The following is a 23,272-nucleotide window of genomic DNA, read 5'->3' as shown; positions in this document are numbered from 1 at the left end:
CAGTCGGTTCCGACTCACGACTGCCGACTGCCCATGCAAGCGCTTATTCAATTCTCGAGGAGACCTCTTTAATGGCAAGAACTGCAGTTGTGACGGGCGGCACGCGTGGCATCGGCGAAGCGATTTCCAAGGCGCTGAAGGCGGCGGGCTATACTGTCGCGGCCACCTACGCCGGCAATGACGAAGCCGCCAACAAGTTCAAGGCGGAGACGGGCATTCCGGTCTATAAATTCGACGTTTCCGACTATGACGCCTGCGCCGCCGGGCTCGCGCAGATCGAGAAGGACCTCGGTCCGGTTGAAATTCTCGTCAATAACGCCGGCATCACCAAGGACCGTCTGTTTCACAAGATGGAGCTTGCCCAGTGGCAGGCGGTGATCAACACCAATCTCAATTCGCTGTTTAACGTCACGCGCCCGGTCATCAACGGCATGCGCGATCGCGGCTTCGGCCGCATCATCGTCATTTCGTCGATCAACGGCCAGAAGGGCCAGGCCGGTCAGACCAACTACTCCGCGTCGAAAGCCGGCGACATCGGCTTCGTCAAGGCGCTGGCGCAGGAGAGCGCGTCGAAGGGCATCACCGTCAACGCCATCGCGCCGGGCTATATCGCCACCGACATGGTGAAGGCGGTTCCGCAGGACGTGCTCGACAAGCACATCATTCCCTATATCGCGGTCGGCCGTCTCGGCGAGCCGGAGGAAATCGCGCGCGCCGTGGTGTTTCTCGCCGCCGATGACGCCGGCTTCGTCACCGGCTCGACATTGACGATCAACGGCGGCCAGTATCTGATTTAACCGGACGCCGCCTTGAATAAGAATGGCCGGCCGTTGTTGCGCCGGCCGTTCTTCCGCCTCGACGGCGGCGCGCTATTCCGCGCATCGCGAGATGGCCATGAGCGTAGAGGACGATCGATATCGACCCACGCCTTCGACGCGCGAATTTCGCTTGAGCGAATTCGTCTCGCGTTCAGATTCGCCTTGGCCATCGCCTGCCAGCCTCCAGCCGCGGCTTTCGGCCGGCGCAGGTAAATATTTTTCGCAGCGCAGCGGCTATGTCGCGCTGGTTTTGAACGCTGGGTTTTTCGCCTTCATTGCATATTGGCTCTATCACAACATCGAATTCGCCGATCTGGCGTCGCAGCTGAAGCAAATTCCCTTAACCGCGATCGTGATCGCAATGACGATGAATGTCTTCGTCCTGCTGTTCTACGGGTCGCGCCTTTCGAACCTGCTTGAGGGCCGCTTCTTTTCGGGCTTTTTGATCGCCACGATGGGCTTCACCTTCAACAGCTTGGTTCCGTTCAGAGCCGGCGAAGGCGTCAAAATCTATTTCGGCTGCTCCTATTTCGATTATGCGATCGGCAGCGTCAGCGCCGCTGTCCTGTTAGAAAAACTCTATGACGTAACCGCAATCGTGATTTTGTCATTGCTGATTCTGGCAGGCTCGGATTCGCGCATCATCGACCCGTTCATGTTGCTCATCGCCGCCGTGATCATTGCGATGATCTTCGCCGGCCTGTTCGCGTTCCGGCGGAGAGGCGTCGTTTGGAGCGTTCCGAAATGGGGCGTCGTCAAAGCGATGAGACTGGACGCGATCGTCAAGCAAGCCGGGCGTCTGGTCGCCAACCACAGCGCGGTGAAAACCGCGTTCTTCACGGCTTCAATTTGGCTGACCAATGTTTGCCTCGTCTACCTCGCCTTCAGGACGCTGCTGCCCGAAATCGATTTCAGCTTCATGCATGCGATGACCTTATTGATCATCGGCGCCCTGGCGATCGCCGTTCCGGCGAGCCCCGCCGGCCTCGGGCTGTTTGAGGCCGGCATCGTCGCCTATCTCGTCAATGCTTACGGCGTTCAAAAGGAACGGGCCATTTCCGCAGCCCTGGCCTACCACTTCTCGATCACCGCGCCGCACACGCTGATCGTCGTCGGTTTCCTTGGAATCGCGTTTTTCCGCTGGTTGAAACAGCGCTCGACGGTCTGATCTCGCGCGCGACGACGCGGCCAGGATCATCATCAAAGGGTCGCCGGCGCTAACGCCCGCGTGCGCCTCCGCACGGCGTTGCAGCCGGCCCTCTTCTACAACGCGCTCATCGAGACACCGAACATCGAGCGCAAGACAATGAACCGCCGGACCTCCAAAATCGCCCAGATCGCTTTCGCCGCCGCCGTCATCGGCGCCGCCGCCGCGCCGCAGGCCGCCGCTGCCCGCGAATTCGTTCACTATCCCTCCGATCTCAATCCGGGCGCGATTGTCGTCAGCGAGCACGAGCGCAAGCTCTATCTCATCGTCGACCAGGACGACGCCATCGCCTACAGGGTCGCGGTGCCGAAGGCCGGCAAGGAATGGTCGGGCGTCGTGCAGATCAACGGCAAATTTGTCGCGCCTGACTGGGCGCCCCCGGAAGACGTGAAGCGCGACCATCCGGAACTGCCCGAGGTGATCCCCGGCGGCGCGCCGAACAATCCGATGGGCGTGCGCGCCATGACGCTCAGCGAGGGCCAGGTCGCGATCCACGGAACCACGCAGAAAATGCGCAAGTCGATCGGCTCCGCCGCCTCCTATGGCTGCATCCGCATGCTCAACGAAGATATCGTCGATCTTTACGACCGCGTCGCGGTCGGCGCCACCGTGGTGATGATGCGGTAAGCGGCAGTCGCCAGACGATCGGGGGCGGACGACGCCCTCCATCCTTCCGGCTTCGGAATGAACCCCGTGTCGCCTCGGCGCCGCGGGGAACATGCCTTTCCGCCGGTCGCGCTTCGCCTGATCAATCCGCTCCATCTGTGCAGAAACGAGAATCCGCCAGAACAAGCCGCGCCATCCGCGCCGCGTCCGCTGATCCAAGAGCATGGATAGGTGATACGAATTCCGTTTGAACGGCTCGGGTTTGTCATTCCCGACGCGCGCAACGCGCGCGATCGGGAATCCAGAGCAAGACCGGCGTTCTTGGATTGGCGCTGGATTCCCGGTCAGGCCTTCGGCCTGCCGGGAATGACGCAGCCCAAGGATCGAGCGCCGCGAATTATGCGCTGCGGCGCTTGCCCTTCATGACGCATCCGCCGTTCGCCGTGTGCCGCATCTTCTTGCTCTTGAAGCATCGCGGCGTCGGATTGGCGCCAACGCTTTCCGCCTGCGGCGCCGAGTGCGACACGCCCTTCAACCCATTCGCGCTCGAATAAAAGCTGAACGACATGGCAAGGGTCGCGGCCACCAGAAATATGAACATTCGCATGTCATCGTTCCCTGCAAAGAGGCGCCGACCATCATCCAAAACGCCTTCGCACGCTGTGCTTTCGCGCACAGGCCACGCCCCAGCCGCGCTTGACGGCGCGAATAAAGGGGTATATACATATAATATGACTCAGTTGAATCCGACCGACGTCAGGCTCTGTGCGCAAAACTGCGCGGCCGCCAATATTCGCCGCGCCAGCCGCGCGATGACGCGCCATTACGGGAAGTTCATGGCGGCGACCGGACTGGAGCCGACTCAATATTCGCTGCTCGTCGCCTGCTCGCTCACCGGCGGCGCGACGGTCAGCAAATTGGCCGAGGCCTTTGTCCTTGAACGTAGCGCGCTCGCCCGCAACCTAGCGGTTTTGGAGAAGCGCGGACTGGTGAAGGTGAAAACCGGCGACGACCGCCGCACCCGCAAGATTGCGCTCACGCCCTTCGGCGAAGCGACGCTCGCCAATGCGCTGCCGCATTGGCGGGAAGCGCAGTCTTCGGTCGAGAAGAAATTCGGCGCCGAACGTCTGCAGAAGCTGTTATCGGAACTGCGCGCGCTGATGGATGCGACGTCGTCGGACTAAGACATCGCTAGCTGACACGCGCGCACGTAAAAAGGGGTATATGCAACTATGATCCATCCTTGCCACTCCCCCGCCCCTGACGCCGCCGCCGAACTCGACGCGGACGCGATCCGTGACATCGCCTTGCAGGCCGGCGCTGACGACGTCGGCCTTGTTTCGCTCGACGATCCGGCGCTTGACGATCAGCGCATCGACATTCTCGCCGCCTTTCCCTTCGCGCGCACGCTCATTTCTTTCGTCGTCAGGATGAATCGCGAGAACATTCGCAGCGCCGCGCGTTCCGCCGCCAATCTCGAATTTCATCATTCGGGCGACGATTGCGACGACATCGCGCGCCGCATCGCTCTCGCGCTTCAGGCGCGGGGCGTGCGCGCCGCCTATCCGTCGATGGGTTTTCCGATGGAAGCGTCGCGATGGCCGGAGAAAATGTGGGTCATCTCGCATAAGCCGGTCGCCGTCGCCGCTGGTCTCGGACGAATGGGAATCAATCGCAACGTCATCCATCCCAAATTCGGCAATTTTCTTCTGCTCGGCACGGTCGCGGTCGAGATCGACCTTGAGGCGTGCGCCAAGCCGCTCGACTTCAATCCGTGCTTCGAATGCAAGCTCTGCGTCGCCGCCTGTCCGACCGGCGCGATCGCGCCGGATGGACATTTCGACTTTAGCGCCTGCTACACCCATAATTATCGCGAGTTCATGGGCGGCTTCTCAGACTGGACCGAGTCGGTCGTCGAGGCGAAAAGCGCGCGCGCCTATCGCGCCAAAGTCAGCGACCCCGAGACCGTCTCAATGTGGCAGAGCCTCGCCTTCGGTCCCAACTATAAGGCGGGCTATTGCATGGCCGTGTGCCCGGCGGGCTCCGATGTCATCGGCGCTTATCAGGCGGATAAGAGACGCTATCTGCAGGAAGTCGTCGATCCGCTGCAGAAAAAGGTCGAGACGGTTTACGTCTCCACCGGCTCCGACGCCGAAGCCTATGTGCCGCGCCGGTTTCCGCAGAAGCAATTGAAACAAGTCGACGGCGCGCCGTTTCGTCCCCCGACGATCGAGAGCTTTCTGTCGGGATTGAGACTCGTCTTCCAGCGCGGCAAATCAACCGGCCTCGACGCGGTCTATCACTTCGTCTTCACCGGCGCGGAACGCCGCAGCGCCACGATCGCGATCGCCAACAGGCAGCTTCGCGTCGCCGAAGGGCTTGTCGGCGCATCGCGACTGACCGTGACCGCCGATTCCGAGACCTGGCTGCGCTTCCTGCACAAGGAGACGAGCCTCATCTGGGCGCTGCTGCGCGGCAAGATCAGGCTGCGCGGCGACCCGCGCCTGCTTCTCGCCTTCGGCCGTTGCTTTCGGGGCTGAGCTTCATCCCCCATTCGCCTTCGCATGGGCGGCGACGATATCGCGCGCCTGTTTGCCGACGACTTCCGCGAGATGGTCGAAGCGGGCCTGATAGAAGCCCGAGCCGGCGGTCGCCGAACGCAGCTCGACGATGAGATTGTCCATCTCCGCCTCGGGGATCAGCGTTTCGAGCCTGTCCCAGCCTTCCCAGCCCTCGCGCGGACCAAAGCCCATGATCTGGCCGCGCCGCGCCGAAACGATGCCGGTTGCGCGTGACATGGCGTCGCTCGGCACGAAAATATCGACCGCGAGCACCGGCTCGAGCAGGATCGGTTCGGCCTTCTCCAAAGCTTCGCTCATGCCGATTCGCGCCGCGGTGCGAAACGCCATGTCGGAAGAATCGACCGTATGATAGGAGCCGTCGGTCAGCACCGCCTCGACGTCGACGACCGGAAAGCCCAGCGGGCCATGCAGAAGAGCGTCCTGACAGCCGGCCTCGACCGACGAAAAATATTGCTTGGGCACGGCGCCGCCGTGCACGCGTTCGCTGAAGGCGAATCCTTCGCCGCGGCCGCGCGGCGCAATCTCCATCACCACATCGCCGAACTGGCCGTGGCCGCCGGACTGCTTCTTGTGGCGGCCGCGAATAGTGACCTTATGGCGGATCGTTTCGCGATAGGCGACCGTCGGCTTCGAGGACTCGACCGCGACGTTGAAGCGCGAAGCGAGGCGTTCCAGCGTGACGCGCAGATGCATCTCGCCCTGGCCAAACAGCTTGATCTGCGACAGCTCCTGGTCATGAACAAAGACGAGCGATGGATCCTCTTCGATGAGCTTCCCCATCGCCGCGGCAAGCCGCATCTCGTCCTTTCGGTCCTTCACATTGAGCGCCAAAGCATGCACGGGATCGGGAATATGCGCGCGAGTGGCCTTCAACTCCTCGGCGCCCGCTCGCGCGTCGGCGACGATATTGTCGCCGGTCTGCGCATGATCCAGACGACCAAGAGCGATGACGTCTCCGGTCTTCGCCTCGGTCATTTTACCGGTCGTCGCGCCCATCAGACGCGACATGCCCGAAATGCGATCCTCGCCCTGCGGCGAAGCGACCGTGCTCCCGTCCGCAATGGCGCCGCGCAGCACGCGCGCGACCGACAATTTGCCGCCATGCGGCGTGTGAATGGTACGAATGATGCGCGCGAGCGCCGGGCCGCTGTCGCCAACGCCGAGCCGCGCCCTGGTCGCGTCGATTCCCGGCGCTTCATGACGCAGCGCCTTCAAGAGCCGCGTGACGCCGGCTCCCCGTTCGGCCGATCCGATGAAAAGCGGCGCGACAAGCCCCGCGCGCAATTCCTTGGTGAGATCATCGAAGACCTGGTCGCGCGGCGGCTCGATGTCAGAAATCAGCTCTTCCATCAAAGCGTCGTCATAGTCGGCGAGACGCTCCAGCATCGAGTAGCGCGCTTCCTTCTCGGTCGCCGCGTCCCCCTTGGGAATGTCGATAACCTCGGAGGGCGCGTGTTCGCGGTAAACAAATGCGCGCTCCAGCGCGAGATCGATGAAGCCGACCGCGACGCCATTGTTCCAGATCGGAATTTGCCGCAGCAGCAGCGGCGTGCGCGACGCCGGCTGCAGAATGTTCAGCGCCTCGCGCACGTCGATGGTCGCGGCGTCGATCTTGTTGAGGAAAATGAAATGCGGCGCGCCAAATTCTTCGAGCTGGCGCAAAATGAGCTGCAGCGCCGGAATCTTGCGGGGGTCGGCCTCGCAGACGACGATCGCGGCGTCGACCGCGGGCAGGATGTTGCGCGATTCATGAGCGAATTCGACTGAGCCCGGAAGATCGACAAACGTGTAGCGATCGCCCATATAGTCGACGGTCGCGACGTTCGACTCGACGCTCATCTGATGGGCGCGCGCTTCCGGACTTGAATCTCCGACGCTCGCGCCCGCAGCGACGCCCCCTTGCCGGGGAATAGCGCCGGCATGGGCGAGAATGGCCTCCAAAAGAGTGGTCTTGCCGCATTGAAAAGGGCCCGCCAGCGCAATCAGCCGGGGGCCCTGTGCTCTCGCCTCGTGCGAATTCGCTCCTTGGGACGACGTTTGGCCCATCACTCCCTCCTTATTGTCGGAGCCTGATTTATCCGGCCCCGTTAGCTCATGGTTTCACCATGCGGCCGTGAGCGCAAGCCGGGGCGCACAAACCGCGGCGCGGCGCGACCGGCGCTTCCACGGCCGCCGAAAGCGCGATAGAAGGCGCGACCAATACGTCAACGGAGCTGTTATGCGCCCCAGCAAACGCGCGCCCGATGAAATGCGCCAAGTGAGTTTCGAGCGCGGCGTCGCCCGCTACGCCGAGGGCTCCTGCCTCGTGAAATTCGGCAATACGCAGGTGCTCTGCGCGGCGTCGCTCGAAGACAAGCCGCCGCCATGGCTGCGCGGCCAGGGCCGTGGCTGGGTGACGGCCGAATATTCCATGCTGCCGCGCGCCACGCATACCCGCACGCGGCGCGAGGCGGCCGCCGGCCGGCTCTCCGGACGCACCCAGGAGATCCAGCGCCTCATCGGCCGTTCGCTGCGCGCGGTCACCAATCTGTCGGCGCTCGGCGAGCGGCAGATCGTCGTCGACTGCGACGTGATCCAGGCCGACGGGGGAACCCGTACGGCCTCGATCACCGGCGCCTGGCTGGCGCTTCATGACTGCTTCGATTGGATGCGGTCGCGGTCGATCGTCAAGGAAAGCCCGCTGCGCGATCAAGTCGCAGCAGTCTCCTGCGGCATTTTCAACGCGACGCCGGTGATCGACCTCGATTACGCCGAAGACTCGACGGCCGAGACCGACGCCAATTTCGTCATCACCGGCTCCGGCGGCCTCGTCGAAATTCAGGCGACGGCGGAAGTCGCGGTCTTTTCGCAAGATGAGCTTTCGGCGATGCTGGGCCTCGCTCAAAAAGGCGTCGCCGATCTTGTCGCGCTGCAAAAAGCGGCGCTCGCTTAAGCTGCATCAGCAGCCTTCCCGACGCGCGCAACGCGCGATCGGAATTGATGCGCATTCCGGCTGATCCATTCGCTTGGACGGCGTTATTCCCGGCAGGCCGAAGGCCTGACCGGGAATCCAGAGCCGAGGCAGAAACTCAGTTTTTGCTCTCGATTCCCGATCGCGCTCCGCGCGTCGGGAATGACATCAGAGCCGTCGGACCAGCCGTATCTGTCACGCCACCGATGGCGGATTGATCGGCTGCGGATCGGTTTCGAGCAGCGCATAAAGCAAATGGTCACGCCACTGGCCGTTGATATTGAGATAGGAGCGCGCATAGCCCTCCTGTTTGAAGCCGACGCGCTCCAGCAATCGCTTTGACGGTTCGTTGGTCGGCAGACACGCCGCCTCGATGCGATGGAAGCCGCGCTTTTCGAAGGCATAGGCGCAGGCGGCGCGAACGGCGCGGGTCATATGGCCCTTGCCCGCATAAGGCTCGCCCATCCAATAGCCGAGCGTCGCCGCCTGCGACACGCCGCGCCGGACATGTCCGAAGGAGAGGCCGCCCATCAGCGCGTCGTCCTCATCGCGAAAGATGAAAAAGGAATAGGCTTCGTCGCGCGCCATTTCCTCGGCGTGACGACGCACGCGATAGCGAAAGCTCGCCCGCGTCAGATCGTCAATCGGCCAGAGCGGCTCCCACGGCGTCAGGAAGGAGCGGCTCTTCTCGCGCAGTTCGGCCCATTCGACGTAATCGCGCATTTCCGACGCGCGCAGATAAAGGCCCTCGCCTTTGATCGGCAGGTCGCGGCGTCCGATTACGCTAAAGATCGCCATCGTGCTCCTTGCCAGAACTTGTCAGCTCTTCGCCGCGCGCGCGTGCTGCAAAATGAATTCGGCGATTCGCGCGCCGTCATTTTCAAGAATCGTGAATCGCTCTGGCGCGTCAAGACGCGTCGCAATATTTTCGGGCGGCTGCGGGCGCAGCCCGATCGCGCGCTCAATGGCGTCCGGAAACTTCGCCGGATGCGCGGTCGACAGCGCGATGACAGGCGTCGCAGGGTCCTTCGCGAGGCGCGCGCGCGCCGCGCTGACGCCGGTCGCCGTATGCGGATCGAGCACATAGCCGGTCTCGCGCCAGGTGCGACGGATCTCCTCCGTGGTCTCGGTTTCGCCGACCGATAGCGCGTCGAATTCGGCGCAGATTGCGGCAACCGCCTCAGCCGGAATGTCGAAAGCTCCTGACTGATCGAGCGAAGCGAATGCGGCGCGGACCGCGGCCGAATCGCGTCCCGTCGCATCGAACAATAAGCGCTCGAAGTTAGATGAAAGCTGAATGTCCATCGACGGTGACTGAGTCGGCGTCACGCCGCGCGGCTCGTAACGACCGCCGGCGAGCGCGCGCGCCAAAATGTCATTGGCGTTGGTGGCGACAAGGAGTCTCTCGACGGGTAGACCCATTCGCTTCGCGACGTAGCCGGCGAGCACGTCGCCGAAATTTCCGGTGGGCACGGCGAAGGAAATGTGCCGATGCGGCGCGCCGAGAGCGACGGCGCTCGTAAAATAGTAGACAGTCTGCGCAACGACGCGCGCCCAGTTGATCGAATTGACGCCGGCCAAGCCGACCCGCGTGCGAAACTCGGCGTCGCGAAACAGCCGCTTCAATATCGTCTGGGCGTCGTCAAAAGAACCCTCAAGCGCGATCGTATGAACATTGTCGTCGGCGACCGTGGTCATTTGCTTGCGCTGCACATCCGACACCCGGCCGTGCGGAAAAAGAATGAAGACGTCGACGCGATCCAGTCCCTTGAATGCCTCGATCGCCGCGGCGCCAGTGTCGCCCGATGTCGCGCCGACAATGGTGGCGCGCAGATTTCGCTTTTCGAGCACATGATTCATCATGCGCCCAAGGAGCTGCATCGCCAGATCCTTGAAGGCGAGAGTCGGCCCGTGGAAAAGTTCCAGAATGAACAGATTGTCCGCGATCTGCGTCAGCGGCGCGATCGCGCAATGACGAAATTCGCTATAGGCGCTCGCCGTTTGCGCCCGCAGAATGTCGGGCGAAAAGGTCTCGCTGAGATAAGGCGCGATCAGTCGCGCCGTCGCTTCGGCGTATGGACGTCCGGCGAGCGCAGCGATGTCGGAAGGCGCCACGCGCGGATAGGCGAGCGGCGTATAGAGCCCGCCGTCGGTCGCAAGACCGGCAAGCAGAACATCGTCGAAGCCAAGCTGGGCGGCGTCGCCGCGCGTTGAGAGATAGCGCAACCTTTGATCCATCGATGCGGCTTGCGCGCCAATTGCGACGCGCATGTTTTTGCGACTTCCTTCTGAGCCGTTCGGGGGTCATTCCCGACGCGCGGAGCGCGATTGGGAATCCAGAGCTCGCCAGCGCTCCTGGGTAGGCTCTGGATTCCCGATCAGGCCTCCGGCCTGTCGGGAATGACAGCCCAGCGAACGGATCAAGCGGCGTTCGACGTTCTGCGCCTTTTCATAGCATATTCGTCATCGCTGCAAGACCGAGGCTACGGCGCCTCCGCGCGCGCGAGGACGCCGCGCGCGTAAAGCGCGAAAATGACCAGAAGCGCGAAGGACAGGCCGAACCACGTAACGGCGTATGAAAAATGATTATTGGCGATTGTTGGAACGCCGCCGACGGGGCGCGGCCAGTCAGACGCCGTGGCGGGAGCGGCGTCGATCACCAGCGCGAAAGGCGCGGTGTCGGTCAGTTTCAGCGCTGCGGCGATCGCGGCGGGATCACGCGCAAAGAACACGCCCCTCTCCGGCTCATCGGCGGGCGTGAAAGGGTTGCGCCGCTCCGGCGCGCGCAGCACGCCGACCAGCGTCGCCTCGCCGGAAGGAGCCGCGCGCAAAGCAGCATCATTGGCTTTTGAAGCCGGAAGAAAACCGCGATCGACGAGCACGACGCCGCCGCCCGTCAACTCGAAAGGCGTCGCCAGTAAATAGCCCGGCTCTTGGCTTGCGCCCTCCGGCGGCGCGGTGAAGATGAGCGCATCGCCGCCGCCGACAAAGCGCCCGGTCGCACGAACATGCATGAAGTCATAGTCTTCGGCACGAAGCGTCGCCCATCGTTCGGGAGGGGGAATCAGTTGTGGGTCTTGCGTGGCGCGTTGTTCGACGCGCGCGATCAGCGCCTCTTTCTCGCCTAATCGCCGCACCTGCCAAAACCCGAGACTGACCAGCAACGCGAAAAGCAGGGCGGTGGAGATCGTCGGCCACAAAAGCGCGCGCGCATGAGGGCTCACGACTGATGGCGGCTTTCTTCGGCCTTGTTGAAATATTGCAGCGCGATCAGCAGACCCTTCATCGGCCGCAGCAACGCGATGCAAAGCACGGCCGACAGAGGCACAAGGATGGCCGCATGCACCCAATAGGGCGGCTGATAGGTCACCTCGACATACCACAGCACTGCGATGGCGATGAAGCCGACGATCGTCATGACGAAGATCGCCGGGCCGTCGCCCGCATCGGCGAAGGAGAAATCGAGCCCGCAGACCTCGCATTTCGGCGCGACCGCGAGCAGGCCTTTGATCATGTGTCCCTTACTGCAGCGCGGACATCTGCCGAGGGCGCCGTCGACATAGACCGACAGCGGCGGATAGACATGCTCTTCTGACATATTGGGCCTCCAACGAAAACGGTCACGGGCGCGCCCGTGACCGTCCAATGTTCAGATCGGGCGGCGAGACGCCTATTCCATGACCCCGCCCCAGTTCCCCCACACGTAGATGCAGGCGAACAGAAACAGCCAGACGACGTCGACGAAGTGCCAGTACCAAGCGGCGAATTCGAAGCCGAGGTGCTGATCCGGCGTGAAGGCGCCCCTGAAGACTCGAAGCAGGCACACGAGAAGGAAGATCGTGCCGACGATCACGTGGAAGCCGTGAAAGCCCGTCGCCATGAAGAAGGTCGAGCCGTAGTTCGTCGCGGCCGGCTTCGCCGGATCGAAGGCGAAAGCGAAAGGCGCGTGGATATATTCATAGGCCTGGATCGTCGTAAACAGCAGACCAAGCGCGATCGTCGCGATCAGACCCTTCTTCAGCGTGTCGCGGTTATTTTCCAGAAGGCCGTGATGGGCCCAGGTCAGAGTCGCGCCGGAGCTGAGCAGAATGATCGTATTGAGCAACGGCAGTTTCCAGGGGCTCAAAACTTCGACGCCCTTTGGCGGCCAGACGCCCTGGAACAATTCGGTGCGCATGACCTGGACCGCGTCGTCAGGAAACAGCGCCGAATTGAAGAACGCCCAGAACCAGGCGACGAAGAACATCACCTCCGAGAAGATGAACAGGATCATCCCGTAGCGGTGATGCAGCCGCACGACCGGCGAGTGAAATCCGCCGATGGTCGCTTCATGGATGATGTCGCTCCACCAGGCGTACATCACCAGAAGTATGCCGGCGAAGCCGACGAAAAACATGATGCCGCCAAAGGTCATGCCGCCGATCGGCGCGCCCTTGTGCTGCGCCATCCACATGACCGCGCCGATCGCCGTGATCAGCGCGGCGAACGCGCCCACGATCGGCCACGGACTCGGATCGACCAAATGGTAGTCGTGTTCGGGTTTCGCGTGTCCGTCCGCCATCTTGCTTATCCTTGTCCAGCGGCCGGCGATCCCGGCCATTCTCCTTAGTTCGCCGCGCGCCAAACTGCGCGGCGCGTCATCCCTTCGGCTTTGCGCCGGCCGTCTCGCTCGTCTTCGAAGGCGCGGAGTCCTTGGTTGCGAAGAAAGTATAAGACAGCGTGATCTCGCGAACGCCGCGCATCCCCTCTTCGCGCTCGAGCGCCGGATCGAGATAGAAAACCACCGGCCATTCCTCGGCCTCATGCGGACCGAGCCGCTTCTCCTCGAAGCAGAAACAGGCGACCTTGACGAAATAGGCGCCGGCCTGGCCGGGCGCGACATTGTAGGCCGCCTGACCGCTTGTCTCGCGATCGGAAAGATTGGCGACTTTGTAATAGACGGTCTTGGTTTCGCCGGTGCGCAGCGAAACTTTCGCGACCTCGGGCTCGAAGCGCCACGGCAGATCGCGCGCGACATTGGCGTCGAAACGCACGGTCAGCACGCGTTCGCCGGGGGCGATTGGCGCCGCGGCGAGATCAACCTTCGGCGTGCCGCCGAAACCTGTCGCCGCGCAAAAGGCCCGGTACAGCGGAACCGAAGCGAAAGACAGAACGAGCATCGCCGTCGCGCCGACGATCAGCGCCGCCGCGATCAACCGCGGACGATTGCGTGAATGAGGCGCCGGCGCGTTCATGGCTTCAGATCGTCCGATTGATGATCGCTGCGCCGAACTTCACAATGGTGACGGCGTAAAACAGCACGGCGAGCAGAGCGATCGTCGCGCCGATGGCGATATTGCGCTGGCGGCGGCTGCGCGCCTGCTCTTCCGTCAGAACGACCCCGGGGCCGCCAAATCCGCTTGCGCGCTCCTTCATCTTGTCGCCTGCGTCGGTCATGTTCTTCACCATCCGATTGGCCGCTCAGATCAGCGCGAAGACATGCGCCGTCTGCTCGACGACGAGCACGAGGAACAGCACGAACAGATAGAGAATCGAGAACAAAAACATCCGGCGCGCCGCCCGGCGGGCCGCCTCGCCTTCACGCTGTTTGAAGACCGCCGTCGCGAGAGCGACGAGGGCGATGCCGCAGCCGATCGAGACAAGCCCGTAAGCGAGCGAGGCGAAGCCCAGCAGCCAGGGCGCGACGCCGAGCGGCGCGAGCGCCAGAGCGTAGATCAGGATTTCGAGACGGGTGCGGTCCTCGCCGGCGACATTGGGCAGCATCGGCACGCCGGCGCGACCGTATTCTTCGCTTTTCAGCAAGGCGAGCGACCAAAAGTGCGGCGGGGTCCAAATGAAGATGATCGCAAACAGCACGACGCTCGCGAGATTGATCTCGCCCGTCGCGGCGGCGAAGCCGACCATTGGCGGCAGCGCGCCGGCGGCGCCGCCGATGACGATGTTCATCGGCGTCCAACGCTTCAGCCACATCGTATAGATCACGACGTAGAAGAGAATGGTGAAGGCGAGCAGCGCCGCAGCAAACCAGTTCGCGACATAGCCGAGCGTGAAGACCGAGAGCGTCGCGAGCACAAGGCCGAAGGCGAGCGCCGACTCGGGATCGAGCCGTCCGGCAGGGATCGGGCGCTTGCGCGTGCGCGTCATGAGCGCGTCGATGTCTGCGTCGTACCACATGTTGAGCGCGCCGGACGCGCCGGCGCCGACGGCGATCGCGAGAAGCGAGGCAAAGCCGATCAGCGGATGCGGCGGCGTCGGCGCGAGCAACAGGCCGGCAAGCGCCGTAAACACCACGAGCGACATGACGCGCGGCTTCAGAAGCGCGAAATAGTCCGAAGGCGACGCGACCGAGATGCGCGGAGCCTGTTCCTCATGCAGATAGGATGCGTCGCTCATGGCGTTTCACTCTGAACCTATTCGGCCGAGATGCGGCGCAGGCGCCCGTATCTTGGCCGGCATGTAGCGCCGGCGCGAAATCTCCTGCGCCGACGTTTTGTTTCGTCACCGGCCCGGCCCGCTGATGCGCGGCAGAACCTGGAACTGGTGGAACGGCGGCGGTGACGGCAGAGTCCACTCCAGCGTCGTCGCGCCAACGCCCCAGGGATTGGCGCCGGCCACCCGCTTCTTCATGAACGTCTCGATGATCACATAGAACCAGACGATCAGGGAAAGCGTGACGAAGATCATGCCGAAGGACGACACCAGATTCCACAACGCGTAAGCGTCGGGATAGTCGATGTAGCGGCGCGGCATCCCGCCCAGCCCGAGGAAGTGCTGCGGGAAGAAGACGACGTTGACGCCGATGAACAGCAGCCAGAAATTCGCCTTGGCCAAAGGCTCCGAATACATGTAGCCGCACATCTTGGGGAACCAATAGTAGAACCCCGCATAGAGCGCGAAGACCGCGCCGAGCGACAGCGTGTAGTGGAAGTGCGCGACGACATAGTAGCCTTCGTGGAACTGCTTGTCGGCGCTGGCGTTGGCGAGCACGACGCCGGTGATGCCGCCCATCGTGAACACGAAAATGAAGCCGATCGCCCAGACCATCGGCGCGCGGAAGGAGATCGATCCGCCCCACATCGTCGCGATCCAGGAGAAAATCTTGATGCCGGTCGGCACCGCGATTACCATCGTCGCCAGAGTGAAGTAGCGCTGGGCGTTGAGCGACATGCCGACCGTATACATGTGGTGCGCCCACACGATGCTGCCGAGCACGCCGATCGAGACCATGGCGTAGGCCATGCCGAGATAGCCGAACACCGGCTTCTTCGAGAAGGTCGACACCACCTGGCTGATGATGCCGAAGCCCGGAAGGATGACGATGTAGACTTCTGGGTGGCCGAAGAACCACAGCAGGTGCTGGAACAGCAGCGGATCGCCGCCGCCTGACGGGTCATAGAACATCGTGCCGAAGTTGCGGTCGGTGAGCAGCATCGTCACGCAGCCGGCGAGCACCGGCAGAACGAGCAGCAGCAGGAAGGCGGTCACCAGGATCGACCATACGAACAGCGGCATCTTGTGCAGAGTCATGCCGGGCGCGCGCATGTTGAAGATCGTGGTGATGAAATTGATCGCGCCGAGGATTGACGATGCGCCGGCGAGATGCAGCGCCAGGATCACGAAATCCATGGACGGGCCGGGCGTGCCGGTGTTCGACGAAAGCGGCGGATAGAACGTCCACCCGCCGCCGAAGCCTTTCATGCCCGGCGCGCCCTCGACAAACATCGAAATGACGGCGAGAACGAGGGCAGAGACGAGGAGCCAGAATGAGATGTTGTTGAGGCGCGGGAAGGCCATATCCGGCGCGCCGATCATGATCGGCACGAACCAATTGCCGAAGCCGCCGATGAGAATGGGCATGGCCATGAAGAAGATCATGAGCACGCCATGCACCGTGATGAACACGTTGTAGAGATTCTTGCCGGCGTCCAGCGCCATCTCCGGATCGGCCCCGTGCAGGAATTCCGCGAGCCCCGGGAAAATCTGCACGCCTGGGTAGGCGAGCTCAAGCCTCATGCCGAGCGACAGCAGGAAGCCGACGACGCCGCCGATCGTGCCGAGAATGATGTAGAGCGTGCCGATGTCCTTGTGGTTGGTGGAGAAGAGGAATCGGCGCAAACCCCTCGGGTGATCATGCGCCCCGGCCATCGTCGAACTCGCCATCGTCATGTTCCTTGAAGACTAGTTATGTTCCGTTGCGTCTCGTTTCGGCGGCCGTTCAGCGGCTGTCAGCGGCGACCCGCACGCGCGCGCCGGCCGCGGCGAACTTCTGCTTCGATTCGGCGAGCCACTCATTGTATTTTTCACGGCTGACCGCGCGGATCACGATCGGCATATAGGCGTGGTCCTTGCCACAGATGAAGTAGCACTGGCCGTAATAGACGCCTTCCTTCTCGACCTTGAACCAAGTTTGGTTCAACCGGCCGGGGATCGCGTCCATGCGAACGCCGAAGGACGGAACGCCGAACGCGTGGATGACGTCGTTCGACGTGACATGGACCGCGATGACCTCATTGACCGGCACGAGGGCTTCGTTGTCGACCGTCAGCAGGCGAAGCTCGCCGGGCTGGAGTTCTGACTCGGGCTTCAGCATCTGATCGAAGCCGAAGCCGCCGCCCTGATCCTCAGGATATTTGTATGACCAATACCACTGGTTCCCCGTCACTTTGATCGTAACAGACGCCTCCGGCACTTCAACCTGCTCCGCCAGCAGCCGCAGCGACGGGACCGAGATGAACAGCAGGATCAGGACCGGAATCAGGGTCCAGATGATTTCAAGCGGCGTATTGTGGGTCAGCCTCGACGGAACGGGGTTCGCCTGCTCATTGAAGCGGTAGCAGACATAGACCAACAGACCCAGGACGAACAGCGCGATGAACGAAATGATCGGCATCAGCACCATGTTGTATAACTGCTGCGTGCCCAGCCCGACTGGCGTGACCATATTCGGAAGGCCAAGGCCGCCTGGGACGGGCTGTCCCTCAACTTGCGCAAGCGCGACGCTGGCGCACAACATCGCGGGAATCGTCGTGGCGGCCGCCAATGCGCCGCGCGTCAGCATCTGTTGATTGACGTGAAACATCAAAGCCGCCTTCTTCGGAACCCTTCGCCAGCCAGTCATTGTTCTTTTTGTGATTTCCGTTCGCGGCCTGCCCAAAGCCCGCCCCGCTCGGTAGTCGGCCGGTTCAATCACAATCCGCCGCTACGCGCAATCGCTTGCAAAGCCGGATTCGACAGACAAATCGTCGCGCCAAAGCCTTTGCCAAACAATGCGGCGTGGCGTCGGCGATCTTGACAGTTAAAGTCCATTTGATAGGCAACGACAGGTCGCGCCAAAGGCGCGCGGCGACCGACTGCTTTCACTCTGATTGCTGAATTGGAACCAGCGCGGCGCCGTCTTTCAGGAGACAGAATGAAGCCCTCGCGCGTTGCAAAAATTGGGCGCCTGATGCGACATCGGGTCGCGGCGGCGGGAGGGGCGATTTTGCTCGGCCTCGGCGCGGTCTCGAACCATGCGCAAGCCGCCGCCGTTAAAGCCAAATTCGGCGACTGGGAAATGCGCTGCGAGACGCCTGCGGGCGCCGCGGCCGAACAATGCGCGTTGGTGCAAAGGCTGATCGCCGAGGACAACGCCCAGATTTTTCTCGTCATCCAGGTGCTCAAGACCAGCGACGGCAAAAGCCGATTGCTGCGCGTGATCGCGCCGCTCGGCGTGCTTCTGCCTAACGGGCTCGGCTTGAAGATCGACCAGACCGACATCGGGCGCGCCGGCTTCGTCAAATGCCTGCCCTCGGGCTGCTTCGCCGATGTGACGATGGACGACAAACTGATCGATCAGTTAAAGAGTGGCAAGATCGCCACTTTCATCATCCATCAGGTTCCGGAAGAAGGCATCGGGCTGCCGCTGACCCTGCAGGGATTCAAGGATGGATTCGCAAAGCTGCCGTAATGGTTTCGCAAACAGCGCGAGGGCCAAGGCCATGAAAACCACGCGGCGCGAGCGCCTCGCCTGCGCGCTTTTGACATCGCTTGCGCTGATGCCCGCTACCGTCGCGGCGTTCGAACTGCCCAAGATTCGCGTGCCCGCCATTTTCGGCGGCGGACAGAAAGAAGGCGAACCGCCGCCCGCCGGCGCGACGCCGGACTGTCCCGAGGTTTTCATCGACAGCGGCGCGGCCATGCAGCGTTCGCCGCCCGACGCCGACGCCGCCAATGTGCGCTACCAGCTCTCGCTCGGCGAAACGGCGCGTCAGTGCATCATCGACGGCGGCCATCTGACGATCAGAGTGGGAATCGAAGGTTCAGCTGTGCTCGGCGCGGCCGGCCAGCCCGGCGTCTATGGCGCCAATCTGCGGGTGGCGATTCGACGGCAGAAAGACGACACGCTCGTCGCCTCGAAAATCTATCGCGTGAGCGCATCGATTCCAAATGGCGGAACGCGAGCCGAATTTCAGGTGATCGCCGATCCGATCGCCGTGCCGGTGATGAGCCCGCGCGCGCAGGACGATTACGAAATACTCGTCGGCTTCACCCAGGGCGTGGAGAAGCCCGCCGTCGAGAAAAAGCGCCGCGGCGGCTAAACCGCCGCGACCAATCATACGGCATACGTTTGATCGGTTCGGACGTCATTCCCGACGCGCGAAGCGCGATCGGGAATCCCGAGCAAGACCAGCGTTTTTGGATTGGCTCTGGATTCCCGGTCAGGCCTTCGGCCTGCCGGGAATGACACGGTCCCAGCGAACGGATCCTCCGGAATCCGGATCAGTGGGCGAGCGACTTCAATTCCTTGATGCCGTCGGCCACGAAATCCTTGCCGGCGGCGACGCCGCCCGCAATCGCGCGCTCGGCGATCTTGACGGCGGCGTCGGCCGCGGCGGCGCGCACTTCGGCTGAGGCCTGCGCCTCCGCCTGAGCGATTTTCTGCTCGACCTGCTTGACCCTGCGCGCCATGAACTCATCGAGACGGCGCCGGCCTTCGGCGGCGATCATTTCCGCCTCCTCCTTCGCCTGCGCGACGATGGCCTTGGCCTCTGCTTCCGCTTCAGCCCGCTTCTGCTCGAAAGAGGCGAGCAACGTTTCCGCTTCGTTGCGCAGGCGTTCGGCCTCCGCGAGCTCGCCCTTGATGCGGTTGATGCGCGCGTCGATCAGCGCGGCGAACTTCGAATGCGCGCCGACCCAGAGCATGACGAGAACGAAGATGGTAAAACCGACGGCGACGTAGAATTCCGCGTCAAAATGCATTGAGCGTCTCCTCAGTTCGACGGCGTCGCGTGCGACTTAGCGAGCGCGGACTGATCGATCTTGGCGCCGGTGAGCTTCTCGACGATGGCGGCGGCGGCGTCGACAGCTATCTGCTCGACATTGGCCAGCGCCGTCGTCTTTGCGCTCGCGATGCGTTCGTCGGCGGCGCGGATTTTCTCCGCCGCTTCAGATTCGGCGATCGTGCGTTGCCTTGCGGTCTCAGCGGCGATCTTGTTCTGCGCGTCGCGGCCGATGGCCTGCGCCTCTTCGCGTCGGCGGCGAAGATTCTCGTCATTCGCGGCGGCGGCGGCTTGCGCCTTCGACTGCATGTCGCGCGCCGCGCCGAGATCGCCGGCGATCTTTGCGCCGCGATTTTCGATGATGCCGCCGACGCGCGGCAGCGCGATGCGCGACATCAGCACGTAGAGCAGTCCGAAAATGACGACGAGCCAGAAAATCTGCGGCGCGAAATTCTCCGTCTGGAAGGGCGGAAAGGCGCCTTCGTGATGCGCCTCGCCGGCGCCGACGGACTCATGCGTTTCCTGCTCGCCCTCGGCGGCGAAAGCGGAAGAGATGATCGCCATGGACATGATCCAAGCCTTAGAACATTGGCCGCGCGGCGGCCGCGCGGCGCTTAAAGCGCAAGGAAAACGAGCGCCCGGCCGCGAGGGGCCGGGCGCGCAACGTCACGCCTTCAGGAACAGCAGGATCGCGATCAGAAAGGCGAAGATGCCCAGACCTTCGGCAAGCGCCGCGCCGATGATGGCGTTGGTGAACTGGGAGGCTGCCGCCGACGGATTGCGCAGCGCGCCGTTGACGAAATTGCCGAAAATGATGCCGACGCCGATCGCCGCCGCGCCGGTGCCGATCGCCGCGAGTCCGGCGCCGACGAGTTGCATTTCTGACATATCTTACTCCTGCTGAATGGGGCGACGTTTATTGTTCGATCTTTATCAGTGGCCCGGGTGAATAGCGTCGTTGAGATAGACGCATGTAAGAACGCTGAAGACGAAGGCCTGCAGACAGGCGACAAGCAGTTCGAGCGCATAGAGCGCGACGATGGCGAGCAGCGGCACCGGCGCGAGCGCCGCCCAGACGCCGGCGCCGAGCAGCATCACCACGAAGCCGCCGAATACTGCGAGCGTGATGTGGCCAGCGAGAATATTGGCGAAGAGACGGACGGAGAGCGACACCGGCCGCGACAGGAAGGAGATGATCTCGATCGGCACCAGCACGACGAGCACGGGCAGCGGCACGCCATGGGGCACGAAAAGGTTGAGAAAGCCGAAGCCGTGGCGGTAGAGGCCGTAAAGCACCACGAGCGAGATCACCACGATCGCGAAGGCGAAGGTGACCACGATCTGGCTCGTCACCGAATAGGTGTAGGGAACGAGCCCGATCAGATTGGCGATGAGGATGAAGGAGAACAGCGTGAAGACGAAGGGGAAGAATTTCATCCCTTCCGTCCCGGCGGTCTGGCGCACCATGCCGGCGACGAATTCGTAAAGCATTTCGGCCATCGCCTGCACGCGGCCCGGCACGATCGCTTTCTTGGAGGTCGCGAGGATCATCAGCGCGACGACGCCGAGCGCGGCGAGCAGCATGAAGAGCGACGCGTTGGTGAAGGACGTCTCGATGCCCTGAATCTCGAAGGGCCACAGCCGATGCAATTCGAACTGCTCGATGGGATTGGGCTTGGCGGCTGCTTCTTCCGGATTCATCGCTCTTTCCGGGCGTCGCCGCCCGGCCCCGCTTGGCGCGTCGCCGCGCCCTTTCGTTCTAGTCCTCGCCCGGCCCCTTCGGCTTCGCCACGCGATAGACGTTCCAAAAACCCGCCGCGACGCCCAGCCCCAGCATGACGATCAGGAGCCACGGCGTCGTGCCAAGCCACTTGTCCGCCTGCCAGCCGATCACCGCGCCGACCAAAACCGCCCCGACGAATTCGGAGAAGGCGTTGAGCCCCACCCGCATCGCGCGCGTAAAGCCCTTGCGCTCTACCGGCGGCGCCGCTTCTGCGGCCCGCTCTTCGTCGACCTTCCGCAAGGCCGCGTTGAGCTTTTCGAGCCGCGCATTGAGCGCCGCGCGCTCCGCGTCCTCTTCGTTCTCGTCGCTCATCGGCCTTCTCGCCTCGCCTATTGCGCCATGCGCAAAATTTAACGATGGCGCGACGCCGCGCGACGGGAAAGTCGAACCGTTCGGGAGATGGCGCGAAACTCTCGGCTTGCGGCCGAGCCTTTCGAGCCGGGCGCAACATATTTGCGGGCCTTGATTTAGTCAAGGCGAGGCTCGTTAGCATAACCAACTGTATTTATTTGATATTTTTCGGCCTGCGACGATCTGCTGTCCGATCAGGCGCCGCGGCGCGTCAAATTCCGGGCCCGCCGGCGCAAGCGGGCGCGGAACTGTGACGGCCTCGAAATTGTTGCGCTTTTATGACGCTCCCTCTCCGTTCCCTGGCGCCGATCGTCGCCTTCACGCTGCTGTTGCTCGCGCCGAGCCTCGCCATCGCCGGCGGCGCGCTGTCCTTTCATTTGCGCTTTGAAGCGCTGCTTGTCGTTTCTCTCCTTTGCATCGCCGCCTGCGTGCTGGGCGGCTATTCCTTCGCCGAACTCGGTCTCGGGCTGCCGAGAGGCGCGCGCGCCTGGCTGATCTGCGGCGCGCTGACCTGCATGCTGCTGGCGGCGGTCGTCGTCGAGGCGCAGTTTTTCAGCCATCCGCATGCGCCGCCGAATTGGATCGCCTTCGCGCCCTTTTATGCGCTCGTGTCGAGCCCCTGCCAGGAAGTCGTCTGCCGCTCGATCCCCAAGCTGATCGCCGACCGGCTGCAGATGAGCGGACGCAATTACGTCCTGTTTTCGTCGGCGGTGTTTTCGCTGATGCATGCGGCCTATGGCGATCCCGTCCTGCTCGCCAATACGTTTCTCGCCGGCGTGGCGTGGAGCACCGCCTATCTCTTCACCCGCAACGTCTGGCCGTTAACGGCATCTCACGCCGCGGTCGGCTCTTTCGCCTTTTGGATCGGGCTCGCTTGATCGCCGCGGCGCGGTCCGGCGAGAATCGCCGCACGCAGCAGCAACCACAGAACGCAGGCGTTGAGCATGTGCCAAAGAACATGCGCGCCGAGCGGAAAGGCCGGACAGATGGCGCGGTCAATCGTGCGAAAGAAGAGCGAGACCGCGAAGAGAGCCGCAGCGGCGCCAAGCGCGCGGGCGGTCTCGCGCTCGCCGCTTCGCAGCCAAAGCAGCGCGGCGAAGATCGACAGCGCGACGAGCGCCGGCAGATAGCCGACCGAACCATTGAACGCCTTGATCGTCGTTACGGAAAATGAAAGGGCGGCGAAGGCGAGCGTGATCGCCGTCGCCGGCGCCAGCTTCAGTCCGAAGAAGCGGCGCAGCGCCAGCAGGAAATAGCCGTAGATGAAAATCGCAATCGGGATCACGTCCAGCAGCATGGCGCCGCGCGTCGCGACGGTATGAAAGATGAAGCTGCCGACGCCGACCGACGCGGTGACGATGATGAGCGCGAGCGCAGGATAATCCGCCCGGCCCCGCCGTCGCCAAAGCAGAAAGGCGGCCGCGGCGGCAATGACGAAGGCGAAATTGCTCAAGGCGTTCGCCGGCTCGGCCCAGAAGGCCGAACTCTGCCGCTCGCAATAATCGATCACCGGCGCGCGCCAATCCATGAACGACTCTAGCGGCCCAAATGCTACGGCGCGACGACGATCTCCACCCTCCCCTTCAAGGGGAGTAAGCGTGATCTTATGACCAGGGGTGGCTAAGCGGCGACGGCGTGAGGCGCGGCTTTCTCCCATTTCCAAGGGAGCAGTTCGTCGAGCTTTGAGATCGGGTGATCGGCGATGCGGGCGATGACA

Annotated in this window: 27 protein-coding genes; 9 read left to right on the top strand and 18 right to left on the bottom strand. The window is 62.9% G+C overall.

The features are described from left to right. Positions 1–71: 71 nt before the first annotated feature. The 3 genes from phbB (at position 72) to AB7I51_RS12040 (ending at position 2,652) form a co-directional block, all read left to right on the top strand. Positions 72–797, top strand: coding sequence for an acetoacetyl-CoA reductase (gene phbB / locus AB7I51_RS12050; protein WP_428404477.1), 726 nt, complete (start codon positions 72–74; stop codon positions 795–797). A gap of 97 nt (positions 798–894) precedes the next feature. Next, on the top strand, positions 895–1,986 hold the full coding sequence (locus AB7I51_RS12045; protein ID WP_428404478.1) for a lysylphosphatidylglycerol synthase transmembrane domain-containing protein: 1,092 nt from the start codon (positions 895–897) through the stop codon (positions 1,984–1,986). A 60-nt stretch (positions 1,987–2,046) separates the two neighbouring features. Continuing rightward, positions 2,047–2,652, top strand: a complete 606-nt coding sequence (locus tag AB7I51_RS12040; RefSeq protein ID WP_428404479.1) for a L,D-transpeptidase — start codon at positions 2,047–2,049, stop codon at positions 2,650–2,652. A gap of 376 nt (positions 2,653–3,028) precedes the next feature. Here AB7I51_RS12040 and AB7I51_RS12035 read toward each other — a convergent pair whose 3' ends face one another. Continuing rightward, complete coding sequence (locus AB7I51_RS12035) at positions 3,029–3,238, bottom strand: hypothetical protein (protein WP_428404480.1); 210 nt, start codon at positions 3,236–3,238, stop codon at positions 3,029–3,031. Positions 3,239–3,362: 124 nt separating this feature from the next. Between AB7I51_RS12035 and AB7I51_RS12030 the strand changes: the two genes are divergently transcribed. After that, positions 3,363–3,815, top strand: a complete 453-nt coding sequence (locus AB7I51_RS12030) for a MarR family winged helix-turn-helix transcriptional regulator (RefSeq protein WP_428404481.1) — start codon at positions 3,363–3,365, stop codon at positions 3,813–3,815. Positions 3,816–3,863: 48 nt separating this feature from the next. Beyond that, complete coding sequence (locus AB7I51_RS12025) at positions 3,864–5,171, top strand: SCP2 sterol-binding domain-containing protein (RefSeq protein ID WP_428404482.1); 1,308 nt, start codon at positions 3,864–3,866, stop codon at positions 5,169–5,171. A 3-nt stretch (positions 5,172–5,174) separates the two neighbouring features. Here the strand turns inward: AB7I51_RS12025 and AB7I51_RS12020 are convergent, their stop codons facing one another. Then, positions 5,175–7,259, bottom strand: coding sequence for an elongation factor G (locus AB7I51_RS12020; protein WP_428404483.1), 2,085 nt, complete (start codon positions 7,257–7,259; stop codon positions 5,175–5,177). Between the two features lie 172 nt (positions 7,260–7,431). Between AB7I51_RS12020 and rph the strand changes: the two genes are divergently transcribed. Then, a complete protein-coding gene (gene rph, locus AB7I51_RS12015) occupies positions 7,432–8,145 on the top strand; it encodes a ribonuclease PH (protein WP_428404484.1) in 714 nt (237 codons plus the stop codon). 213 nt (positions 8,146–8,358) lie between these two features. Here the strand turns inward: rph and AB7I51_RS12010 are convergent, their stop codons facing one another. From AB7I51_RS12010 to coxB, 10 genes are all read right to left on the bottom strand, one after another. Beyond that, a complete protein-coding gene (locus tag AB7I51_RS12010; protein WP_428404485.1) occupies positions 8,359–8,961 on the bottom strand; it encodes a GNAT family N-acetyltransferase in 603 nt (200 codons plus the stop codon). 21 nt (positions 8,962–8,982) lie between these two features. Continuing rightward, entirely contained in the window at positions 8,983–10,389 is a 1,407-nt protein-coding gene (gene thrC, locus AB7I51_RS12005) for a threonine synthase (RefSeq protein ID WP_428404501.1), read from the bottom strand. A 257-nt stretch (positions 10,390–10,646) separates the two neighbouring features. After that, positions 10,647–11,387: an SURF1 family protein gene (locus tag AB7I51_RS12000; RefSeq protein ID WP_428404486.1), complete on the bottom strand. Its 741-nt coding sequence runs from the start codon at positions 11,385–11,387 to the stop codon at positions 10,647–10,649. Further along, on the bottom strand, positions 11,384–11,761 hold the full coding sequence (locus AB7I51_RS11995; RefSeq protein ID WP_428404487.1) for a DUF983 domain-containing protein: 378 nt from the start codon (positions 11,759–11,761) through the stop codon (positions 11,384–11,386). Before AB7I51_RS11995 ends, AB7I51_RS12000 begins: the two co-directional genes overlap by 4 nt. A 72-nt stretch (positions 11,762–11,833) precedes the next feature. Further along, positions 11,834–12,724 carry a cytochrome c oxidase subunit 3 gene (locus AB7I51_RS11990; RefSeq protein WP_428404488.1) on the bottom strand — a complete coding sequence of 297 codons (891 nt, stop codon included), beginning with the start codon at positions 12,722–12,724 and terminating at the stop codon, positions 11,834–11,836. A gap of 76 nt (positions 12,725–12,800) precedes the next feature. Next, a complete protein-coding gene (locus AB7I51_RS11985; RefSeq protein WP_428404489.1) occupies positions 12,801–13,397 on the bottom strand; it encodes a cytochrome c oxidase assembly protein in 597 nt (198 codons plus the stop codon). Positions 13,398–13,401: 4 nt separating this feature from the next. Then, on the bottom strand, positions 13,402–13,578 hold the full coding sequence (locus AB7I51_RS11980) for a CoxF (protein WP_428404502.1): 177 nt from the start codon (positions 13,576–13,578) through the stop codon (positions 13,402–13,404). A 45-nt stretch (positions 13,579–13,623) separates the two neighbouring features. Further along, positions 13,624–14,556 carry a heme o synthase gene (locus AB7I51_RS11975; protein ID WP_428404490.1) on the bottom strand — a complete coding sequence of 311 codons (933 nt, stop codon included), beginning with the start codon at positions 14,554–14,556 and terminating at the stop codon, positions 13,624–13,626. A gap of 105 nt (positions 14,557–14,661) precedes the next feature. Beyond that, on the bottom strand, positions 14,662–16,323 hold the full coding sequence (ctaD, locus tag AB7I51_RS11970) for a cytochrome c oxidase subunit I (protein WP_428404491.1): 1,662 nt from the start codon (positions 16,321–16,323) through the stop codon (positions 14,662–14,664). A 55-nt stretch (positions 16,324–16,378) separates the two neighbouring features. Further along, the gene (coxB, locus tag AB7I51_RS11965) at positions 16,379–17,242 is read right to left on the bottom strand and encodes a cytochrome c oxidase subunit II (protein WP_428404492.1); all 864 of its coding nucleotides are present in this window, start codon (positions 17,240–17,242) and stop codon (positions 16,379–16,381) included. A 366-nt stretch (positions 17,243–17,608) separates the two neighbouring features. Here coxB and AB7I51_RS11960 point away from each other — a divergent pair, with 366 nt between their 5' ends. Beyond that, positions 17,609–18,109, top strand: coding sequence for an invasion associated locus B family protein (locus AB7I51_RS11960; protein ID WP_428406242.1), 501 nt, complete (start codon positions 17,609–17,611; stop codon positions 18,107–18,109). Positions 18,110–18,140: 31 nt separating this feature from the next. After that, complete coding sequence (locus AB7I51_RS11955; protein ID WP_428404494.1) at positions 18,141–18,740, top strand: hypothetical protein; 600 nt, start codon at positions 18,141–18,143, stop codon at positions 18,738–18,740. Between the two features lie 181 nt (positions 18,741–18,921). Here the strand turns inward: AB7I51_RS11955 and AB7I51_RS11950 are convergent, their stop codons facing one another. From AB7I51_RS11950 to AB7I51_RS11930, 5 genes are all read right to left on the bottom strand, one after another. Next, the gene (locus AB7I51_RS11950; RefSeq protein ID WP_428404495.1) at positions 18,922–19,401 is read right to left on the bottom strand and encodes an ATP F0F1 synthase subunit B; all 480 of its coding nucleotides are present in this window, start codon (positions 19,399–19,401) and stop codon (positions 18,922–18,924) included. A gap of 11 nt (positions 19,402–19,412) precedes the next feature. Next, on the bottom strand, positions 19,413–19,991 hold the full coding sequence (locus AB7I51_RS11945) for an ATPase (protein ID WP_428404496.1): 579 nt from the start codon (positions 19,989–19,991) through the stop codon (positions 19,413–19,415). A 96-nt stretch (positions 19,992–20,087) separates the two neighbouring features. Then, complete coding sequence (locus AB7I51_RS11940; RefSeq protein ID WP_409978748.1) at positions 20,088–20,309, bottom strand: F0F1 ATP synthase subunit C; 222 nt, start codon at positions 20,307–20,309, stop codon at positions 20,088–20,090. A gap of 45 nt (positions 20,310–20,354) precedes the next feature. Continuing rightward, complete coding sequence (locus AB7I51_RS11935; protein ID WP_428404497.1) at positions 20,355–21,122, bottom strand: F0F1 ATP synthase subunit A; 768 nt, start codon at positions 21,120–21,122, stop codon at positions 20,355–20,357. Between the two features lie 58 nt (positions 21,123–21,180). Then, positions 21,181–21,516: an AtpZ/AtpI family protein gene (locus AB7I51_RS11930; RefSeq protein ID WP_428404498.1), complete on the bottom strand. Its 336-nt coding sequence runs from the start codon at positions 21,514–21,516 to the stop codon at positions 21,181–21,183. Between the two features lie 317 nt (positions 21,517–21,833). On the opposite strand from AB7I51_RS11930, the gene AB7I51_RS11925 reads away from it, so the two are divergent. Next, the gene (locus tag AB7I51_RS11925; RefSeq protein WP_428404499.1) at positions 21,834–22,433 is read left to right on the top strand and encodes a CPBP family intramembrane glutamic endopeptidase; all 600 of its coding nucleotides are present in this window, start codon (positions 21,834–21,836) and stop codon (positions 22,431–22,433) included. On the opposite strand, the gene AB7I51_RS11920 is transcribed toward AB7I51_RS11925, so the two are convergent. Further along, on the bottom strand, positions 22,388–23,083 hold the full coding sequence (locus AB7I51_RS11920) for a ceramidase domain-containing protein (RefSeq protein ID WP_428404500.1): 696 nt from the start codon (positions 23,081–23,083) through the stop codon (positions 22,388–22,390). The genes AB7I51_RS11925 and AB7I51_RS11920 overlap by 46 nt on opposite strands. Between the last annotated feature and the right edge of the window lie 189 nt (positions 23,084–23,272).

Source organism: Methylocystis sp. (assembly GCF_050246715.1).
Lineage (GTDB): Bacteria > Pseudomonadota > Alphaproteobacteria > Rhizobiales > Beijerinckiaceae > Methylocystis.
This window is presented reverse-complemented; position numbering and strand designations above follow the sequence as displayed.

What these genes read in the sequence shown, in the direction of transcription:
- AB7I51_RS11985 (WP_428404489.1), bottom strand. Translation starts at nt 13,397, where the DNA reads ATGAACGCGCCGGCGCCTCATTCACGCAATCGTCCGCGGTTGATCGCG.
- AB7I51_RS11990 (WP_428404488.1), bottom strand. Translation starts at nt 12,724, where the DNA reads ATGGCGGACGGACACGCGAAACCCGAACACGACTACCATTTGGTCGAT.
- AB7I51_RS11960 (WP_428406242.1), top strand. Translation starts at nt 17,609, where the DNA reads ATGCGACATCGGGTCGCGGCGGCGGGAGGGGCGATTTTGCTCGGCCTC.
- rph (WP_428404484.1), top strand. Translation starts at nt 7,432, where the DNA reads ATGCGCCCCAGCAAACGCGCGCCCGATGAAATGCGCCAAGTGAGTTTC.
- AB7I51_RS11955 (WP_428404494.1), top strand. Translation starts at nt 18,141, where the DNA reads ATGAAAACCACGCGGCGCGAGCGCCTCGCCTGCGCGCTTTTGACATCG.
- phbB (WP_428404477.1), top strand. Translation starts at nt 72, where the DNA reads ATGGCAAGAACTGCAGTTGTGACGGGCGGCACGCGTGGCATCGGCGAA.
- AB7I51_RS11995 (WP_428404487.1), bottom strand. Translation starts at nt 11,761, where the DNA reads ATGTCAGAAGAGCATGTCTATCCGCCGCTGTCGGTCTATGTCGACGGC.
- AB7I51_RS12045 (WP_428404478.1), top strand. Translation starts at nt 895, where the DNA reads ATGAGCGTAGAGGACGATCGATATCGACCCACGCCTTCGACGCGCGAA.
- AB7I51_RS11925 (WP_428404499.1), top strand. Translation starts at nt 21,834, where the DNA reads ATGACGCTCCCTCTCCGTTCCCTGGCGCCGATCGTCGCCTTCACGCTG.
- AB7I51_RS11975 (WP_428404490.1), bottom strand. Translation starts at nt 14,556, where the DNA reads ATGAGCGACGCATCCTATCTGCATGAGGAACAGGCTCCGCGCATCTCG.
- AB7I51_RS12020 (WP_428404483.1), bottom strand. Translation starts at nt 7,259, where the DNA reads ATGGGCCAAACGTCGTCCCAAGGAGCGAATTCGCACGAGGCGAGAGCA.
- AB7I51_RS11940 (WP_409978748.1), bottom strand. Translation starts at nt 20,309, where the DNA reads ATGTCAGAAATGCAACTCGTCGGCGCCGGACTCGCGGCGATCGGCACC.
- AB7I51_RS12030 (WP_428404481.1), top strand. Translation starts at nt 3,363, where the DNA reads ATGACTCAGTTGAATCCGACCGACGTCAGGCTCTGTGCGCAAAACTGC.
- ctaD (WP_428404491.1), bottom strand. Translation starts at nt 16,323, where the DNA reads ATGGCGAGTTCGACGATGGCCGGGGCGCATGATCACCCGAGGGGTTTG.
- AB7I51_RS11920 (WP_428404500.1), bottom strand. Translation starts at nt 23,083, where the DNA reads ATGGATTGGCGCGCGCCGGTGATCGATTATTGCGAGCGGCAGAGTTCG.
- AB7I51_RS12025 (WP_428404482.1), top strand. Translation starts at nt 3,864, where the DNA reads ATGATCCATCCTTGCCACTCCCCCGCCCCTGACGCCGCCGCCGAACTC.
- coxB (WP_428404492.1), bottom strand. Translation starts at nt 17,242, where the DNA reads ATGTTTCACGTCAATCAACAGATGCTGACGCGCGGCGCATTGGCGGCC.
- AB7I51_RS11930 (WP_428404498.1), bottom strand. Translation starts at nt 21,516, where the DNA reads ATGAGCGACGAGAACGAAGAGGACGCGGAGCGCGCGGCGCTCAATGCG.
- AB7I51_RS12035 (WP_428404480.1), bottom strand. Translation starts at nt 3,238, where the DNA reads ATGCGAATGTTCATATTTCTGGTGGCCGCGACCCTTGCCATGTCGTTC.
- AB7I51_RS12010 (WP_428404485.1), bottom strand. Translation starts at nt 8,961, where the DNA reads ATGGCGATCTTTAGCGTAATCGGACGCCGCGACCTGCCGATCAAAGGC.
- AB7I51_RS11935 (WP_428404497.1), bottom strand. Translation starts at nt 21,122, where the DNA reads ATGAATCCGGAAGAAGCAGCCGCCAAGCCCAATCCCATCGAGCAGTTC.
- AB7I51_RS11945 (WP_428404496.1), bottom strand. Translation starts at nt 19,991, where the DNA reads ATGTCCATGGCGATCATCTCTTCCGCTTTCGCCGCCGAGGGCGAGCAG.
- AB7I51_RS11980 (WP_428404502.1), bottom strand. Translation starts at nt 13,578, where the DNA reads ATGAAGGAGCGCGCAAGCGGATTTGGCGGCCCCGGGGTCGTTCTGACG.
- AB7I51_RS11950 (WP_428404495.1), bottom strand. Translation starts at nt 19,401, where the DNA reads ATGCATTTTGACGCGGAATTCTACGTCGCCGTCGGTTTTACCATCTTC.